Below are 17,071 nucleotides of genomic sequence, written 5' to 3' on the forward strand. Positions count from 1 at the left end.
CCGGGCTGTGCGAATAAGAAGGCCGGGCCCGCATCGCTGCGAACCCGGCCCTTTTTCTATCTGGCAACGCTGTGTTGCCGCAGCTGGGGTCTTGATGGGTGGCTGGCTCGCTGGGCCGGCTCGCGGCGGCGCTGGCTGGCTCAACCCCTGGCCGCTCGGTCTTCCCCTCCTAGGGATGGGCGCTATTCTGGGGACAGCTTGTGACGCTTCTCTCCACATTTGCCCTTGTTTGGGCGCAATTCGCACAACTGGAGAGGGGGTGGTCTGCTCCCTCCGAATCAGCCCAGAGCCTCGTCCAGCACTTCCACCCAGTGCCGCACCGGGGTTGCGCAGCCGCCCTGCAGATGCTGGATGCAGCCGATATTGGCGGAGACGATGGTGTCGGCCTGCAGCGGGGCCAGGGCCTTGAGCTTGCGATCGCGCAGCTGCTTGGACAGCTCGGGCTGCAAGACCGACTAGGTACCGGGCGAGCCGCAGCTCAGATGGCTGTCGCTGGGCGCCAGATCGATCGTGAACCCCAGTTCGCGCAGCGCGCCCTCCAGGCCACCGCGCAACTGCTGGCCGTGCTGCAAGGGGCAGGGCGGGTGGTAGGCGAGCTTAGGGTGGGCCTTGGTCTTCAGCCGCGCCTTCAGCGGCGCCACCAGCTCGGGCAGCAGCTCGCTGAGGTCCCGGGTCAGCGCGCTGATGCGCTGCGCCTTGTCGCGGTAATCGGGGTCATGGGCCAGCGCATGACCATATTCCTTGACCGTGACGCCGCAGCCGGAGGCATTCATCACCAGGGCCTCGACCTTGCCGGCCCCGGTCAGCCCCTCGACCAGCGGCCACCAGGCGTCGATATTGCGGCGCATATCGGCCAGGCCGCCGGCCTGGTCGCTCAGATGGCTGCGGATCGCGCCGCAGCAGCCGGCACCGTCGGCCACCAGGGTCTGGATACCGGCGGCGTCCAGCACCCGGGCGGTCGCGCTATTGATATTGGGCATCATCGCCGGCTGCACGCAGCCCAGCAGCATCAGCACCTTGCGCTTGTGGCTGCGGGTCGGCCAGTCGTAGGCCCGCGCCGGGGCCTTGGCCGGCAGCTTGTCCTTCAGTGCGGCCGGCACCAGCGGCCGCAGGGCCTGGCCCAGCTTCATCGCCGGCTTGAACAGCGGCGAGGTCAGGCCCTCCTTCAGCAGCCAGCGCAGGGCGCGCTGCTGGCGCGGCCGCTCGACCTTGGCCTCGACGATGTTGCGGCCGATTTCCAGCAGATTGCCGTACTGCACGCCGGACGGGCAGGTGCTCTCGCAGTTGCGGCAGGTCAGGCAGCGGTCCAGATGCAGCTGGGTGCTGGCGGTGGGCTTCGCGCCCTCCAGCACCTGCTTGATCAGATAGATGCGGCCGCGCGGACCATCGAGCTCGTCGCCCAGCAGCTGGTAGGTCGGGCAGGTCGCGGTGCAGAAGCCGCAGTGCACACAGCGCCGCAGGATCTCCTCGGCCTCGCGACCTTCGGGCGTGGACTGGAACTCGGGGGCGAGATTGGTCTGCATAAATGCTCGGAAAAGGTGTCAGATCAGGCGTGCCGCCAGCGGCATCAGCAAGGCCGCCAGCAGCACCTGCAGGCTCAGCGCCAGGCCGGCATAGGCGCCGGCGTCGGGATGGACCTGCAGCGCGCGGGCCGCGCCGATGCCGTGCGAGGCGGTGCCCAGCGCAAAGCCGCGCGCCTGCGGCAGCGTAATGCCCAGCAGGTCGAACAGGTACTTGCCCAGCAGCGCGCCGGTCAGCCCGGTCAGCACCGCCAGCACGGCGGCCAGCGCCGGGATGCCGCCCAATTGCTCGGCAATGCCCATTGCCACCGGCGCGGTCACCGACTTGGGCGCCAGCGAGCGCAGCAGCTCGGGCGGCAGGCCCAGGGCCCAGCCGATCAGTACCGCGCTGCCGGCCGCCGCTGCGCCGCCGGCCAGTGCCGCGATCAGCACCACGCCCAGGCGCTGGCGCAGTTCGGCGCGCCGCTGCCACAAGGGCCAGCCCAGCGCGACGACCGCCGGGCCAAGCAGGAAATGGATGAATTGCGCGCCGGAGAAATAGCGCGGATAGGGCGTGCCGCTGAGCATCAGCAGGCCGGCCAGCGTCACGACGGTCCATAGCACCGGATTGGCCCAGGGTGCATGGCCGCTGCGTTGGTAGAGCGCCAGCGCCAGCAGATAGGCGCTCAGCGTCAGGGTCAGCCCGAACAGCGGTGTGGCCGACAGATAGACCCACAGCTCGACGAAACTGTTGCTCATCGCTGAGCCTCGCGGCTTCGGATCAGCAGCATTTGCAGCACCCAGGCACTGACCGCCAGGCCGATCAGGGTCGAGGCCAGCACGGCCAGCGCCAGGCGCGGGCCGTGGGCAGCGATCAGGTCCAGATGGGTGATCACGCCGACGCCCACCGGCACGAACAGCAGCGACAGATGGGCCAGCAGGCCCTCGGCGGCCGCCTGCACCGGCGCACGCGTGATCGGCAGGCGCAGCAGCAGCATCAGGATCAGCATGCCCAGCACCGGGCCGGGCAGGCCCAGGGCCAGCACGCGCGTCAGCAACTCGCCGGCCGATTGACACAGCAGCAAAATCGTCAGGCCGCGCAAGGCATCCATGGTGGCGGCCTCAGAGGTCCGGGTAGAGCCGGCCGGGGTTGAACAGGCCTTGCGGATCGAAGGACTTCTTCAGCTCGCGATGGATGCGCAGCAGCGGCGCCGACAGCGGCGAAAACGTGCCGGGGCTCTTGTCCAGCGCGCGGAACAGCGTCGCATGGCCGCCGGCCGCCGCCGCGGCCTCGCGCACCTGGGCCGGCGGCTGCGCGCTGGTGACCCAGCGCTGCGCACCACCCCATTCGACCAGTTGCTCGCCGGACAGATGCAGCACCGGCGCGGTCTGCGGCAGCGACAGCCGCCACAGCCGCGCGCCGCCCTGCACCGCGCGCTCGGCACCCTGGAAGAACTCGTCGCTCTGGTCGCGCAGACCTTCCCAGAAGGGCAGGGCCAGGTCTTGCGGGATGGTCTCGCCGCCCAGGCTCCGGACGGCCGCCGTCACCGCCGCCTGCGCGCCAGCCAAGCGCAGGATCAGGGCCCCGTCCCAGCAGGCGCTGGCCTGGATGGGCAGGGGCTGGCCGCCCCAGCGGTTCAGTTCTCGCAGGGCCTGGACCTGGTCCATCTCGAAGCGCAGCGTGGTGCTGGCCACCGGGCGCGGCAGCACCTTGATCGAGACCTCGGCGATCAGGCCCAGCACGCCCAGCGAGCCAGCCATCAGGCGCGAGACGTCGTAGCCGGCGACATTCTTCATCACCGTACCGCCGAAGTTCATCGCCTCGGCGCGGCCGTTGATCAGGGTCAGGCCGAGGATGTGGTCGCGTACCGAGCCGGCCGTGGCGCGTGCCGGACCCGACAGCCCGGCGGCCACCATGCCGCCGACGGTTCCGCGGCCATGTTCGCTGCCCCGAAATCGCGGCGGCTCGAAGGCCAGATGCTGGCCCTGCTCGGCCAGCAGGGCCTCCAGCTCGGTGATCGCGGTGCCGGCCTTGGCCGTGACGACCAGCTCGCTGGGTTCATAGCTGGTGACGCCCGAGAAGTCGCTGATGTCCAGCGCCTCGCCGCTGGGCGGCTGGCCGTAGAAGGCCTTGCTGCGATGGCCGTGGATCTCCAGGGTGGCGCCGCGCGCGGCGGCGTCCTTGATGCGTTCTTGCAGCTGCTGGATCGTCATCGATCAAAACCTCGGCAGTTCGGGGAAGGCCAAGAGGCCCTTCTTGACATGCATGCGGCCGTACTCGGCGCAGCGCTGCAGCGTCGGAATCACCTTGCCGGGGTTCAGCAGCGAGTGCGGATCAAAAGCGCGCTTGAGCGACAGCATCTGCTCGCGCTCCTCGGTCGAGAACTGCACGCACATTGAGCCGAGCTTCTCTATGCCCACGCCATGCTCGCCGGTCACGGTGCCGCCCAGCGCGACGCTGTACTCCAGGATCTCGGCACCGAACAGCTCGCAGCGGTGCAGCTGCTCGGGGTCGTTGGCATCGAACAGGATCAGCGGGTGCAGATTGCCGTCGCCGGCGTGAAAGACATTGGCGCAGCGCAGGCCATACTTTGTCTCCATCTGCTGGATGGCCAGCAGGATGTCGGCCAGCTTCTTGCGCGGGATGGTCGAGTCCATGCACATATAGTCCGGGCTGATACGGCCCGAGGCCGGGAAGGCGTTCTTGCGGCCGCTCCAGAACTTCAGGCGCTGAGCCTCGCTGGCGCTGACCTCGCAGCGGGTCGCGCCGCTGGCCCACAGCACCGCTTCCATGCGGCCAATCTCTTCCTCCACCTCCTCCGGCGTGCCGTCGCTCTCGCACAGCAAGATCGCCTCGGCCCCCAGGTCGTAGCCGGCGTGGACGAAGTCCTCCACCGCGGCCGTCATCGGCTTGTCCATCATCTCCAGGCCGGCCGGGATGATGCCGGCCGCGATGATATGGGCCACCGCGTCGCCGGCCTTGCGGATGTCATCGAAGCTGGCCATGATGCAGCGCGCCAGTTGCGGCTTGGGCACCAGCTTGACCGTCACCTCGGTGATCACGGCCAGCATGCCCTCGCTGCCGACGATCAGGCTCAGCAGGTCCAGGCCGGCGGCGTCCAGCGCCTCCGAGCCGAACTCGACCGCCTCGCCCTCCACCGTGAAGCCGCGCACCCGCAGCACGTTGTGCAGGGTCAGGCCGTACTTCAGGCAGTGCACGCCGCCCGAGTTCTCGGCCACATTGCCGCCTATGGTGCAGGCGATCTGGCTGCTCGGGTCGGGCGCGTAATAGAGGCCGTGGGGCGCGGCGGCCTCGGAGATGGCCAGGTTGCGCACGCCGCATTGCACCCGGGCGGTGCGCGCGCTGGGGCTCAGATCGAGGATGCGGTTGAACTTGGCCAGTGCCAGGGTCAGGCCCAGCGCATGGGGCAGGGCGCCGCCGGACAGGCCGGTACCGGCGCCGCGCGCCACCACCGGCACACCCAGGCGGTGACAGGTCTTGAGCACCGCGGCGACCTGGGCCTCGGTCTCCGGCAGGGCCACCGCCAGCGGGCGCTCGCGGTAGGCGGTCAGGCCGTCGCATTCATAGGGCACGGTGTCCTCGCCCTGCCACAGCAGGGCATGGGGCGGCAGCACCTCGGCCAAGGCGGCCACCAGCTCGGTCTGACTCTGGGCGCGTGAGGTGGCAGGTGTTGCGGAGCGGGCGGCGGCGTTCAACTGGGGTCTCCTTGGCGGCCGTCAACTGTAGCTTGCGGTGCCGGCCGCAGCTTGCGTGGAAGTTCGTACTGCTTTGACCGCAGTGCCGGCTTCAGCGGGGCAGCTGGAACCACAGCTCCTTGCGCTGCAGCGGCGTGGCCGCCGGCAGTGCCGGATTGGCCAGCTGCAGCTGACGGCGCTGGGCCAGCTGGTGCCGCGCGGCCAGCGCGCCGAACTGCTGCTGGAAGGTGCGCTCGAAGCTGCCGTCGGCCTGGGCCGCTTCCAGCCCCTGGCTCAGATCGGCATGCAGCTGCGGCCGGCGCGGGCTGACGAAGAAGTACAGCGCGGTGGGGTAGCGCAGCAGCAGATGCGGCTCGATCACCAGACCGCGGTCCGCATAGGCCTGGGCTTCGTCGTCGATCTCGATGATGGAGCGCGGCAGGTAGTCGACCGCGCCCTCGGCCAGCTGCGCGAACAGGCTCTGGAAATGGCTGTGCGTGCGCACCCGCAAGCCATTGGCGCGCAGGATGGCGGTGTCGGGCCAGTCATGCAGCTGGCCCGCGATATGGGGCGCCAGGTCCGCCAGGTCCTGCAGCGCGGCGAAGCGCTCGCGGTCGGCGGCACGCACCAGGACCAGACGCCAGCCGATCAGACCCCTCTCCAGCGGGATGCGGATCGGCAGCAGGCGGCGCTCGCGCTCGGCGGTGGTCATGGTCCAGAACAGATCGATGCCAGGCTCGGGCCGGGCCAGCTCCAGCAGCGAGCGGCTTTGCACCATGGGGCGGTCGCTCGCCTGCAGCCTGTAGCGGCGCTCGCAGCGCTCCAGTGCCAGCCGCAGCAGGGCCAGCACATAGCTGACCTGCGGTCCTTGCAGGGGTTCGTGCTGCGGATAGAGGATGCGCAGGTCTTCGGCGGCGGCCGCCCCGCTCAGCAGGCCCATGCCGGCCAGCAGAGCCTGCCGCCGTTTCATGAGCGCATGAACACCGTCAGCACGCCGGTGTAGCCGTAGAGATTGGCATGCGCGATCTCGCCGCCGGCGAAGAAGCCGACCAGGGGCACATCGCCCAGGCCGTGCTGCACCCATTGCGCCTCGGCCGAGGGCGCGCCGAAGTGCGGCCCGCCGCGGCCGGCGCAGCTGATGTAGAGCGCGCCGGCGATGGCCGGGCCGCCATCGGCCGGCGGCTGCTCCTCGCCCTCGGCGCGCAGCTCGGTGCAGATGCGCAGCAGATCGCGCCGCGCAGCCTCGGGATTGCGCTCGCAAAAGCTCAGGCGCTGGCCGACCTGCAGCTGGTCGCCGATGGCCACGCCGCGCCGGCCGGGGTCTATGCCCACCAGATGGCGCACCAGCACCTCGGCGCCGTAGCCGCGCCCGGCGGACTTTTGTGTCTTGCCGACCGGGCTGATGCCGGCCAGGGTCTTGCGAAAACGCGGCAAGGCCTCGCGCAGCTCGCCGGGCTGGCTCAGCACCGGCAGGGCCAGGTCTTGCAGCAGGCAGTCCAGCGCCGGCAGGCCGTCCAGCTCCAGCAGCAGGTTGCCGTCGCAGGCGCTGATGCGGCGCTCCACGCCCAGCGGCTGGCAACCCTGGCTGACCCGGGAGAGCACGCGCAGGCCGGATCCGAAAGCCACGCCCGAGAGCCCACCGCGCCAGACGCCATCGGCCAGCTGCACGCCGCCATACCGCCCGAGCGCCAGGCCGCCGAAGGCATAGCTGCTGTCGGTCTGCGCCGCCAGCTCGGCGATCAGCTCCTGCAGGTCTATGGTCGCCGGGTCGGCATGCACCTGCAGCAGCTCGGCCGGCCAGCCGGCCAGCGGCCGGGTGCCGGAGAACACGCGGAACTGATCGGCGGGCAGCTCGGCCAGCATCAGGGCCAGCGCCGGCTCATCGAAATACTCGACCCCGCTGGCGCAGATGCCAGGCCCCGCCGCGCCGACCCAGGCCACACCGGGCCAGCGCTGCCGCAGCTCGGCCAGCAAGGCCTCGGCCTGCGGCGCGAAACCGTCGCAGAAATACAGCCAGCCCAGGGTCGGCTGCAGACCGCTGGTCTGGCGCTGGGCTTCGATCTGCGCCGCCGCTAGCGCCAGCGCCATATGGGCGTCGGGGTGGGTGGCGTGGGCGTGGGCAAAGGGTTTCATCGGGGCTCAGGGTTTGCGCGGTCGGGCGGCCGGCTTGGCCGCGGCTTTTTTCTTCGCGGCCGGGCGGGTGGCGGCTTGGCTGGCGGCCTTCTTGGCCAGGGCTCCCGGCATCGCGGCGGTCTTGCGCAGGGTCTCACCGGCGGCCTCGAAGCTCTGCTTGACCAGGGTGCCGGCCAGGTTCTTGGCGGCGTCGGTGGCGCTGTCCTTCATTGCGGTGGTGGCCAGCTGGGTGAACTGCTGGCTCAGCGCCGACCACCATTGCATCGGGTCCACGGCCGCCGGCGCGGCGGGTTTCTCCTCGGCTTCGGCTTCAGGTTCTGGCTCGGCCTGGGCCTGGGCCTGGGCCTTCGGGGTGGCGACCTTCAGGCTGTCACGCAGCTCGGCCAGCGGCACATTCATGGACTTCAGGGTCGACAAGGTCATGCGCTGCACCTCCAGGGCCTGGATGGTCGCGCCCAGCATGCGAGCGTTCTGCTCCAGCCAGAACTGCACGGTGCGCAGTTCCTCGATGCGTTTTTCCAGCTCCTCGGGGTTCAGGGTCGGCGCCACCCACTGGCCCATGCCGGGCAGCGCGGCGCCGGCGTTCTTGACCAGGCCCTGCAGAAAATCGAAACCGGGGACGAACTTGGTGAAGCTGTTGTCGGCCATGGAGTCTCCTGTCGGTGTTGTCCGGCCCATGGTACGCCGGGGCGCGCCCGCTGTGCCTGCTGGTTTATCAGGGCGCCTCGATGCTCAGCACGCCGTCCTGCTGGACAAAGCGCAGCCGCGACAGCAGGTCCATGCCCAGCAGCGGCGCGCCCAGATCGGGCAGCACAGTGACGGGCAGGCGCTGGGCCGAGACGCCGCCCTGCAGCTCGATGTCGGCGCGCGCCCGATAGCCCTGCACGACGCCGCCGGCCGTGTGCGAGCGCACCTGGCTCTCGGGCGTCAGGCCCGCGCGCTCGGCCAGGGCCTGGGGCAGGGCGGTCGAGGTGGCGCCGGTGTCGACCAGGAAGTCCACCGTCACGCCATTGACCTGGCCGCGCCAGTGGAAGTGGCCGTCGGGTGCGCGCTTGAGCAGGATGCGGCCCTGATGCAGCTCGATGCTGCTTTGCTGGCGGCTGTGTTCCAGGCCCTTGATGCCCAGGAAGACCGCCAGCATCACCAGCAGCCAGATGGTGACCAGCTTGAGGCTGTGCGGCAGGTCCTTGTTGCTATCGCTCATGCCGCTACGATGCCACGATTTTCGGACTCGACGAGGCAAGCGATGCGCAGCATCTTCCATCTGGCTTTTCATGTGCGTGATCTGGACCAGGCGCGCGCCTTCTACGGCGGCCTGCTGGGCTGCCGCGAAGGCCGCAGCACCGCGACCTGGGTGGACTTCGATTTCTTCGGCCACCAGATCTCGCTGCATCTGGGCGAGCCCTTCGCGACCACCCGCACCGGCCAGGTCGGCGAGCATCTGGTGCCGATGCCGCACCTGGGCCTGATCCTGGTCCTGCCCGACTGGCAGGCACTGGCCGCGCGGCTGGAGGCGGCCGGCTGCGAGTTCGTGCTCAAGCCCCAGGTCCGCTTTGCGGGCCAGCCAGGGGAGCAATGGACGATGTTCTTCCTTGACCCCTCGGGCAATCCGATCGAGATCAAGGGCTTTGCCTCGCTGGAGTCGGTGTACGCGCACTGAGGCCCCCAAGGCTGTTAAGGTCGGGGCCCATGCGAGATGTGGAACCGGACTTCTGGCGCAATCTGAGGCTGGAGCTGGCCGGCGGCCGGCAGTGGGTGGATCGGGCCGTGGTGCTGGCCTATGCGGTGGCCACCGGCCTGGTGGTCGTGGGCTTCACGCTGCTGGCCGAGGCGGCCAGCGAGGGCTTCGAGGCGCTGCGCAGCAGCCACGCCTGGGCGGCGCCGGCGATGCTGATCTGGACGCCGGCGTTGACGGTGGCCGTGCTCTGGTGGACCCGCCGCTTTGTGCCGGGCGCGCTGGGTTCGGGCATTCCGCAGGTGGTGCGTGCGCTCGACGACGAGCTCGCGCCTGAGCAGCGCAGCCGGCTGGTCTCCTTGCGCCTGTCCCTGCAGAAGATCGGCCTGGTCTCCGGCGGGCTGTTGGCGGGGCTGTCGATAGGCCGCGAGGGCCCGACCGTGCAGGTGGGTGCCGGCGTGATGGCCCATGCCAAGCGCTGGCTGTCGCCGCAGGCCGGCATCGACAGCCATGACCTGATGGTGGCCGGCGCGGCCGCCGGCATCGCGGCGGCCTTCAACACGCCGCTGGGCGGGGTGATCTTCGCGCTGGAGCAGCTGTCGCGCCGGCGCAGCAGTTCGCACAGCGCCCTGATGATCACGGCCATCGTGCTGGCCGGCCTGGTCGCGGTCTCGGTGTTCGGCAATCTGACCTATTTCGGCCGGCTGCGCGTGCAGCAGCTGGACTGGTCGCTGCTGTGGCCGGGCCTGCTGGTGGCGGTGATCGCTGGCCTGGCCGGTGGGCTGTTTTCGCGCCTGATCATCGCGTCGATGCGCGGTCTGCCGGACCGCTTCAGTGCCTGGCGGCGGCTGTTCCCGCTGCGCTTTGCGGCCGGCTGCGCCTTCGTGGTGGCGCTGATCGGCCTGGTGGCCGACGGCACGACGGCCGGCGCCGGCTATGCGCCGACCCGGGCCTTGCTGGAGGGCCAGCAGCCCGGCGGCGAGCCGGGGCTGTACACCTTGCTGAAGTTCTGCGCCACCTGGCTGTCGGCCTGGACTGGCGTGCCGGCCGGCGTGTTCGCGCCCTCGCTGACGATAGGCGCCTCGCTGGGCAATGATGTGGCCTGGCTGACCGGGGTGCGCGGCGACGCGGCCATCCCGCTGATCGCGCTCGGCATGGTGGGCTTTCTGGCCGCCACCACCCAGGGCCCGATCACCGCCTTCATCATCGTGATGGAGATGGTCTCGGGCCAGGCCATGGTGCTGAGCCTGATGGCCTGCGCGCTGCTGGCCAGCGGCGTGGCGCGGCTGATCACGCGGCCCATGTATCTGGAGCTGGCGGCGCTGCTGTTCCCACCTGCTCAGCCGCAGCCGCCGCCGGCCCGCGCATGACGACGCCGGACTGGCTGATCATCGCGGCCTATCTGGCCAGCACCCTGGGCCTGAGCGCCTGGCTGGCGCGCTCGCAGCAGACGGCGGCCGACTACTACGTCGGCGACCGGGCCATGCCCTGGTGGGCGCTGGCGATCTCGACCCTGGCCACCCAGTCCTCGGCCAACTCCTTTCTGGGCATTCCGGCCTTCGTGGCCCTGGTGCCCGGCGGCGGGCTCACCTGGCTGCAGTACGAGCTGGCGCTGCCACTGGCGATGGTCGTCGTGATGCTGCTGCTGGTGCCGGTGTTTCGCGGCCCGGCGCTGATCAGCGTCTATGAATACCTGGAGCGGCGCTTCGACCGGCCGACCCGGCTCGCGCTGAGCGCGGTCTTCCTGCTCTCGCGCGGCCTGGCCACCGGTGTGGCCCTGTATGCGGCGGCCGTGGTCGTGCAGGTCTGCACCGGCTTGCCGCTGGCCTGGTGCGTGGTGCTGATGGGCGGGCTGACGGTGGTCTACGACACCATGGGCGGCATGCGTGCCGTGGTCTGGACCGATGTGCTGCAGATGGCGGTGCTGCTGCTGGGCATCGTGGTCTGCGGCTGGGTGGCCTGGGGCCAGCTGGACGGCGCCGCGGCCCTGCTGGCCGCCCACGAGCCGGCGCGGCTGGCCGCGATCGAGGCGGGTCATGGCCTGGGCGATGGCGCGAAGGCGCCGTTCTGGGGTTTTGTCGTCGGCGGCCTGGTGCTCTACATCAGCTATTACGGCGTCGACCAGAGCCAGGTGCAGCGTCAGCTGGCGGCCCGCGATGTGGCCGGCGCGCAGCGCGTGCTGCTGTTCAACGGCCTGGCGCGCTTCCCACTGACCCTGCTCTATGCCGGCCTGGGCCTGGCGGTCGGTGCGGTCTACTGGCAGAGCGAGGCCTTGCGCGCGGCGGTGCCGCCGGGGCGGCTGGACTATCTGATCCCGCGCTATATCGAGCTGTTCCTGCCGGCCGGTCTGCGCGGCCTGCTGGTCGCGGCCATCCTGGCGGCCGCGATGTCCAGCCTCGATTCGGCGCTGAACAGCCTCTCGGCCGCGACCCTGCGCGACTTCGTCGAGCCCCATGTGGCGCCGCGCCGCCAGCTGCTGGCCGGTCGGCTGGTGACCGTGGGCTGGGGCCTGCTGATCGTGGCCTTCGGGCTGACGGTGGGCGACCTGGCCAGCAGCGTGGTCGAGGGCATCAACCGGGTCGGTGCGCTGTTCTACGGTCCGCTGCTGGCGGCTTTTGCCTGCGGCATCCTGGACCGGCGCGCGCGCGGCCCGGCCGTGCTGATGGGGGTGGCGGCGGGCCTGCTGCTGAACCTGGCGCTGGCGCAGTGGCTGGGCGCCCGGCTGTTCTGGATGTGGTGGAACCTCAGCGGTCTGCTGGCCGCCGTGGCGGTGACCTGGCTGGCCAGCCGCTGCATGGCGCCGCCGCGCCCCGAGCAACTGCAGGGCACGACTCTGAGCGCGGCGCAGCTGGCACAGGGTCTGCGCGACCAGCGCACGCTCTATCTGTGGCTGCTGTGCTACGGCGCGCTCGCGCTGGGCGTGGCATGCTGGCTGGGTGTGCGCGCGGCCTGATCGGATCGGGCGGCCGACACAAGGAGTTGTTGATATGTCCCTGCGCCAGTTCATGGCCTCCCGACCCCTGGCCCGCGGCCTCGGTGCGATGCGCAATTCCGTCGTCTATGGCTGGGGCGAGATCGCCCGCACGCTGGGCCTGCATGAAGACCTCTATGCCAACCCGCGCCACAAACCGCTGGCGCGGCCGGTCACCGCAGTGCTGATCGGGGCCGGCCATCGCGGTTCGATCTACGCCGACTTTGCGGCCAAGTATCCCGAGGAGATGCGCCTGGTCGGCGTGGCCGACCCGAACTCGCAGCGGGTACACAAGCTGCGGCGGCTGCACGAGCTGCCGCTGCAGCACTGCTTCTCCAGCTGGGAGCAGGTCTTCGCCCAGCCCAAGATGGCCGACGCCGTCATCATTTCCACGCCCGATCAGCTGCACACCGAGCCCTGCCTGGCGGCGCTGGAGATGGGTTATGACGTGCTGCTGGAAAAGCCGATCGCGCCCACCGAGGCCGAGTGCCGACTGATCCTGGCCAAGGCGCAAGAGGTGGGCCGCATCGTCGGCGTCTGCCATGTGCTGCGCTACACGCCTTACTTCCGCGAGCTCAAGGAGCTGCTTGACGCCAAGATGATCGGCGAGCTGATCAGCGTCCAGCATCTGGAGCCTATCGAGCATGTGCACATGAGCCACAGCTATGTGCGCGGCAACTGGCGCAGCAGCAAGACCGCCACCCCCATCATCCTGGCCAAGTCCTGCCACGACACCGACATCCTGCAATGGCTGGTCGGCGACTCGGCCGACAACGTCCATTGCTTCGGCAACCTCAAATGGTTCAAGGAATCAAACGCCCCCGCCGGCAGCACCGAGCGCTGCACCGGCGGCTGCGCGGTCGAGCATGAGTGCCCGTACTCGGCGTTGCAGATCTACTACCGCGACCGCAAGCGCCTCTATGTCTTCGACCTGCCCGAGGACAAGTCCAAATGGGACGGCGTCATCATGCAGGGCCTGCTGACCAGCGACTACGGCCGCTGCGTCTACCGCATGGACAACGACCAGCCCGACCACCTGACCGTCAACATCCTGTTCAAGCAGGGCGTCACGGCGGCCTTCTCGATGGAGGCTTTTGTCTCCTACGAGGGCCGGCGCACCCGCATCATGGGCTCGCTGGGCGACATCAGCGGCGATATGGAGAGCTTCACGCTGACCACCTTCAAGACCGGCAAGCGCACCAGCTGGAGCATGAAGACCGACGCCCACGGCGGCGGCGACCACCCGATGGTGCGCGACTGGGTCCAGGCCGTCGGCCAGCAAGACCCGACCCTGTTGAGCTCATCGATCGAAGCCTCGGTCGAGAGCCATCTGATGGCCTTCGCGGCGGAGCGCAGCCGGCTGAACAAGACGATTGAGGATGTGAGGGTTTGAGGGGCGTGAGGCACTCACGACCCATCGGCGATATCGGCATCGAGGCCTCGCCTTGCGGATGTATATCAACTGCTATACGATCTTCGCATGAGTCGATCCGCTACCTTGCCGCCCATCCGTGTTGCGCCCGAGACCAAGGCCAGCCTTGAGGCCGTGCTGCGAGAAGGCGAGTCGCTGACGCAATTCATCGAGAACGCGGTTTGCCGCGAGGCCGAGTTCCGCACCGAGCAAAATGCCGCCGTTGCCCGTGCGAAGAGAGCATTGCGCAGCGCCGACAAGGGCGTAGGCCTGATGACCGCTGACGAGCTCCTGGCTGGGATGGAGCAGCGTGCCAAAGCGGCACAGCAACGCATCCGTGAGGCGGTGGCGGCCAGGAACAAGCGGACCGCCGGGTGAGCGGACAGTACCGGCTTGTTTCGACCGTCACTCTCCAGGAGGATCTCGAGCGTCTCGAAGAACACATCATCCAGCGCGAGTTGGCCAGCCATGCGCCGGACGACAGCTGCCTCTTCCGCTTCCGTGATGCGCTCGAACGCGCGATGGGCATCCTCTCCTTCGCACCCCACACCTGCCGCCGATCCGAAGCTCACAGGGAGTTCCGCGAACTGATCATCCCTTTCGGCCACGGCGGCTGCGTGGTCCTGTTCGCGATTCGCGATACCGATGTCGTGCTGCTCGCCGCGAGGGACCAGCATGAGCATGACTACCGCTGATGGATCCAGTTAGGTTGTCCCCCTTTTGCGCCGCAACTGAGCAGCTACAAAGCACTTGACCGTTAGCCAGTAGACGAAAGCTGTTAGAGCAGAGTGATACACGACCGACAGCCAATATTGGACGGGAGTGTTGGAACGAACAACGATGGCGGAGCTGTACCTCTGAATGACCTTGAGTTCGCCTGACCAGAGGCCCAATGTCATAACAAGGACCAGCCCGATCAACAAGACCGTCAGGGGCAGCAACGCGATGCGCGAAAGCCAAAGCAAGAACTTGCTTTCCGTGATGGCTACTTGGGAGCGCTTGACTGCCCACCGCTCGCTGTCGTGTCGAATCTCAGCAAGTAGTTCCTCCGTCTTTCTCTGAGAAACAGCTGCTCTTGCCGATACGCTAGAGACCGTTGCAAGGCTCTTGAGCTGAGCGGGAGTGATTTGAGGATTGGATTTTCGCACTGCGAGCCTAGACAAAATGACTTTGCGGCGTCGGGCGGCCCGACCTCTGCGATGGCGCAGGTTGCGGGCACGAGGCGCGTAAAGCCGAACCGAAGCACCCGACTGCCGGGCTGCCCGGGTGGTGCGAGTTTGCGAGGGAGTGGGCCATGGAGAGCCAATCTAGCACTGCCGGAGCGCGAACATTTGGTGATCGCCGTGGCAGGCCGACGCCGGCGAAGCTCAGGGCTTCAAAAGTGTGAACCGCGTTCGCGGCAGCAACTTCTTAAAGTCTCGATCAAAGCTGACCAGGTGCTCAGCCTGCTGGTCCACCGCAGCAGCCAGCCATCCGTCAGGCAAATCATTGCCGCTCAGTTGCTTTTCCAGACAAAGCTGTCGCAATCTGGGCCACTCCGCGCCCAAGGATGCCAGCTGAACACCAGGCGCGGCCAGGATCGCATCGACGAAGGCCACGGCGTCTGCGACCGGGGTCGGTTGAACGAAAATTTTCGGGCTCGTCACCAGGCGCAAAAGGCTGGCGATCACCATCGGCATCAAGGTCAATGCAGCGCCACTCTCGGTGGCTGCAAGCGCTGCTTCCAGCCATGTGCGCGCAACGATGTGATGCGGATGATCGCTACGCGACGCCGCCACCAGGACGTTGACGTCAGGCGTCATCACCCAAGGCCTCAAGCAGCGCCTTGTTGCTTCGAGGCTCCACTCCCGCGACCAGGCCACCTTGCCCATTGAAGACGGGCAGGGTGGTCTGGCGCCGGGCCGGGGCGTCGATCTTGCTGCGCAGTCGCAACTGCAGCCCCTCTTCGATCAAGCGGGTCAGGCTGGTTCGTTGCTGCGCCGCCAGTGCCTTGGCGTTGGCGAGCAACTGGTCGTTCAGATCGAGCGTCGTCTTCATGAAATGAGTATACAGATTTCTGTATGAAAATGAAGACTCACCCGGTGGCCGCCGAGTCCCCCACTTCCCCGCTGCCTCCCGGTGTATCGTCCCCAACTCCACCCCAGCACGGACAACCGCTGTGAGCACACCACCCTTGACCTCGCCCTATCCGATCGGTACGCCGGGCACGCCCTGGGGCGCTGCCGAGAAGGCTGCCTGGCTGGCCCGCCAGCGGCTGCAGCGCAGCTATGCCACCGAGGTGGTCGAGCCGCTGAAGGCCGGCTTGCCGGCGCAGGCCGAGCTGTTTCAGTACGGTTCGCTCGACTATGCCCGCCTGGGGTTGGACGGCTACCCGCTTTATGCGCTGCGCAGCCGCGCCTGGCATACGGATCGTCCCGTGGTGCTGGTCACCGGCGGGGTCCATGGCTACGAGACCAGCGGCGTGCAGGGCTGCTTGCAGTGGCTGAAGCACGAGTTCGGTCGCCATGCCGAGGCCGTCAACCTGCTGGTCCTGCCCTGCATCAGCCCCTGGGGTTACGAGACCATCAACCGTTGGAACCCCGACGCGCTGGACCCGAACCGGCAGTTCAAGCCGGACAGCCCGGCCGCCGAGTCGGCGCTGGCGATGGCCTGCGTCGCGGCCACCTGCCGCCGTGTCGATCTGCATATCGACCTGCACGAGACCACCGACAGCGACAACAGCGAGTTCGGCCCCGCCAAGGCCGCGCGCGACGGCAAGGACTTCGACTGGCATGCGATTCCCGATGGCTTCTACCTGGTCGGCGATGTCGAGCGGCCGGTGCCCGAGTTCCAGCGTGCGCTGATCGAGGCCGTGCGCCGCGTCACGCACATTGCCGAGGCCGACGAACAGGGGTGCATCATCGGCGAGCCGCTGCAGCAGCCGGGCGTGATCAACTATGCCAAGCGATCGCTGGGCCTGTGCGGCGGCATCACCGGCGCGCGCTTCGTCAGCACCACCGAGGTCTATCCGGACAGCCCGCTGGCCAGCGCGGCCCAGTGCAACGAAGCGCAGGCGGTGACGATCACGGCGGCGATCGACTATCTGCGGCGCGCTTGAGCGCAGAACTACCCACCGGACGTCCTGCAAGCCCATAGGCTGCATCGATGGACTCGCTGATCGCCGCTTCCGCGCGGGCGCTCGCCGCCGGTGACCCGCTCGGCGCGCTCAAGCGCGTGGCCTTGCGCGAGGATCCGCCGGCGCTGGCGCTGCGCGGCATCGCGATGGCCCAGCTCGGCGAGCACCTGCGCGCGCGCGAACTGCTGGGCCGTGCCGCTCGTGGCTTCGGCAGCCATGAGGCGCTGGCGCGGGCGCGCTGCCTCGTCGCACAGGCCGAGGTTGCGCTGGCGATGCGCGAGCTCGGTGGCTCGCCGCACCTGCTGGCGCAGGCGGTGCTGACGCTCGAGGCCCATGGGGACCGTGCCAATGCGCTGCATGCGCGCCTGGTCGCGGTGCGCCGGCTGCTGCTGCTGGGGCGTCTCGATGCGGCGGACCAGGCCCTGGCGCCGCTCGATGCGCGCGGCCTGCCGCCGGCGCTGGCGGCGGTGGCCGCGCTCAGTGAGGCGGAGCTGGCGCTGCGCCGGCTGCGTACCGGCGCGGCCGAGGCGGCCCTCGATCGCGCGCAGGCGGCGGCCGAGCAGGCCCGGGT

At 68.9% G+C, this 17,071-nt stretch carries 17 protein-coding genes and 2 pseudogenes; 8 read left to right on the forward strand and 11 right to left on the reverse strand.

Annotated features, from left to right (window positions below; translation table 11 throughout):
• Nucleotides 1-278: 278 nt before the first annotated feature.
• The 9 genes and pseudogenes from glcF to PO768_RS10390 all read right to left on the reverse strand — a co-directional run bounded on the left by glcF (nt 279) and on the right by PO768_RS10390 (nt 8,532).
• Nucleotides 279-1,523, reverse strand: a pseudogene (gene glcF / locus PO768_RS10350) (glycolate oxidase subunit GlcF).
• A gap of 18 nt (nt 1,524-1,541) precedes the next feature.
• Nucleotides 1,542-2,258: an LrgB family protein gene (locus PO768_RS10355; protein ID WP_269839953.1), complete on the reverse strand. Its 717-nt coding sequence runs from the start codon at nt 2,256-2,258 to the stop codon at nt 1,542-1,544.
• The gene (locus PO768_RS10360) at nt 2,255-2,611 is read right to left on the reverse strand and encodes a CidA/LrgA family protein (RefSeq protein ID WP_272646003.1); all 357 of its coding nucleotides are present in this window, start codon (nt 2,609-2,611) and stop codon (nt 2,255-2,257) included. Before PO768_RS10360 ends, PO768_RS10355 begins: the two co-directional genes overlap by 4 nt.
• 10 nt (nt 2,612-2,621) lie before the next feature.
• Nucleotides 2,622-3,713 carry a glycolate oxidase subunit GlcE gene (gene glcE / locus PO768_RS10365; protein WP_272646004.1) on the reverse strand — a complete coding sequence of 364 codons (1,092 nt, stop codon included), beginning with the start codon at nt 3,711-3,713 and terminating at the stop codon, nt 2,622-2,624.
• A 3-nt stretch (nt 3,714-3,716) separates the two neighbouring features.
• Nucleotides 3,717-5,216 (reverse strand): FAD-linked oxidase C-terminal domain-containing protein, encoded by a 1,500-nt coding sequence (locus tag PO768_RS10370; RefSeq protein ID WP_272646005.1) that lies wholly within the window; start codon nt 5,214-5,216, stop codon nt 3,717-3,719.
• A 91-nt stretch (nt 5,217-5,307) separates the two neighbouring features.
• On the reverse strand, nt 5,308-6,165 hold the full coding sequence (locus PO768_RS10375; protein ID WP_137943945.1) for a transporter substrate-binding domain-containing protein: 858 nt from the start codon (nt 6,163-6,165) through the stop codon (nt 5,308-5,310).
• Nucleotides 6,162-7,328, reverse strand: a complete 1,167-nt coding sequence (locus tag PO768_RS10380; RefSeq protein WP_272646006.1) for an FIST signal transduction protein — start codon at nt 7,326-7,328, stop codon at nt 6,162-6,164. Before PO768_RS10380 ends, PO768_RS10375 begins: the two co-directional genes overlap by 4 nt.
• 6 nt (nt 7,329-7,334) lie before the next feature.
• Complete coding sequence (locus PO768_RS10385) at nt 7,335-7,976, reverse strand: PhaM family polyhydroxyalkanoate granule multifunctional regulatory protein (protein ID WP_272646007.1); 642 nt, start codon at nt 7,974-7,976, stop codon at nt 7,335-7,337.
• Nucleotides 7,977-8,043: 67 nt separating this feature from the next.
• On the reverse strand, nt 8,044-8,532 hold the full coding sequence (locus tag PO768_RS10390; RefSeq protein ID WP_262971827.1) for a retropepsin-like aspartic protease family protein: 489 nt from the start codon (nt 8,530-8,532) through the stop codon (nt 8,044-8,046).
• 42 nt (nt 8,533-8,574) lie between these two features.
• Here PO768_RS10390 and PO768_RS10395 point away from each other — a divergent pair, with 42 nt between their 5' ends.
• The 6 genes from PO768_RS10395 to PO768_RS10420 all read left to right on the forward strand — a co-directional run bounded on the left by PO768_RS10395 (nt 8,575) and on the right by PO768_RS10420 (nt 14,080).
• Nucleotides 8,575-8,988 (forward strand): VOC family protein, encoded by a 414-nt coding sequence (locus tag PO768_RS10395; protein WP_272646008.1) that lies wholly within the window; start codon nt 8,575-8,577, stop codon nt 8,986-8,988.
• Between the two features lie 29 nt (nt 8,989-9,017).
• Nucleotides 9,018-10,373 (forward strand): chloride channel protein, encoded by a 1,356-nt coding sequence (locus PO768_RS10400; RefSeq protein ID WP_272646009.1) that lies wholly within the window; start codon nt 9,018-9,020, stop codon nt 10,371-10,373.
• Nucleotides 10,370-11,956 carry a sodium:solute symporter family transporter gene (locus tag PO768_RS10405; RefSeq protein WP_272646010.1) on the forward strand — a complete coding sequence of 529 codons (1,587 nt, stop codon included), beginning with the start codon at nt 10,370-10,372 and terminating at the stop codon, nt 11,954-11,956. Before PO768_RS10400 ends, PO768_RS10405 begins: the two co-directional genes overlap by 4 nt.
• Before the next feature lie 34 nt (nt 11,957-11,990).
• Nucleotides 11,991-13,367 carry a Gfo/Idh/MocA family protein gene (locus tag PO768_RS10410; RefSeq protein ID WP_272646011.1) on the forward strand — a complete coding sequence of 459 codons (1,377 nt, stop codon included), beginning with the start codon at nt 11,991-11,993 and terminating at the stop codon, nt 13,365-13,367.
• A gap of 105 nt (nt 13,368-13,472) precedes the next feature.
• On the forward strand, nt 13,473-13,763 hold the full coding sequence (locus tag PO768_RS10415) for a YlcI/YnfO family protein (protein WP_272646012.1): 291 nt from the start codon (nt 13,473-13,475) through the stop codon (nt 13,761-13,763).
• The gene (locus PO768_RS10420) at nt 13,760-14,080 is read left to right on the forward strand and encodes a type II toxin-antitoxin system RelE/ParE family toxin (RefSeq protein WP_272646013.1); all 321 of its coding nucleotides are present in this window, start codon (nt 13,760-13,762) and stop codon (nt 14,078-14,080) included. Before PO768_RS10415 ends, PO768_RS10420 begins: the two co-directional genes overlap by 4 nt.
• Before the next feature lie 672 nt (nt 14,081-14,752).
• Here PO768_RS10420 and PO768_RS10425 read toward each other — a convergent pair.
• A complete protein-coding gene (locus tag PO768_RS10425; RefSeq protein WP_272646014.1) occupies nt 14,753-15,187 on the reverse strand; it encodes a TA system VapC family ribonuclease toxin in 435 nt (144 codons plus the stop codon).
• Complete coding sequence (locus PO768_RS10430; protein ID WP_272646015.1) at nt 15,177-15,422, reverse strand: DUF6364 family protein; 246 nt, start codon at nt 15,420-15,422, stop codon at nt 15,177-15,179. Before PO768_RS10430 ends, PO768_RS10425 begins: the two co-directional genes overlap by 11 nt.
• Before the next feature lie 121 nt (nt 15,423-15,543).
• Here PO768_RS10430 and PO768_RS10435 point away from each other — a divergent pair, with 121 nt between their 5' ends.
• A complete protein-coding gene (locus tag PO768_RS10435; RefSeq protein WP_272646016.1) occupies nt 15,544-16,482 on the forward strand; it encodes a M14 family metallopeptidase in 939 nt (312 codons plus the stop codon).
• Nucleotides 16,483-16,529: 47 nt separating this feature from the next.
• Nucleotides 16,530-17,071: pseudogene (locus tag PO768_RS10440) on the forward strand (helix-turn-helix domain-containing protein); the annotation flags it as partial.

Source organism: Paucibacter sp. XJ19-41, from assembly GCF_028462495.1.
Classification (GTDB): domain Bacteria; phylum Pseudomonadota; class Gammaproteobacteria; order Burkholderiales; family Burkholderiaceae_C; genus Roseateles_E.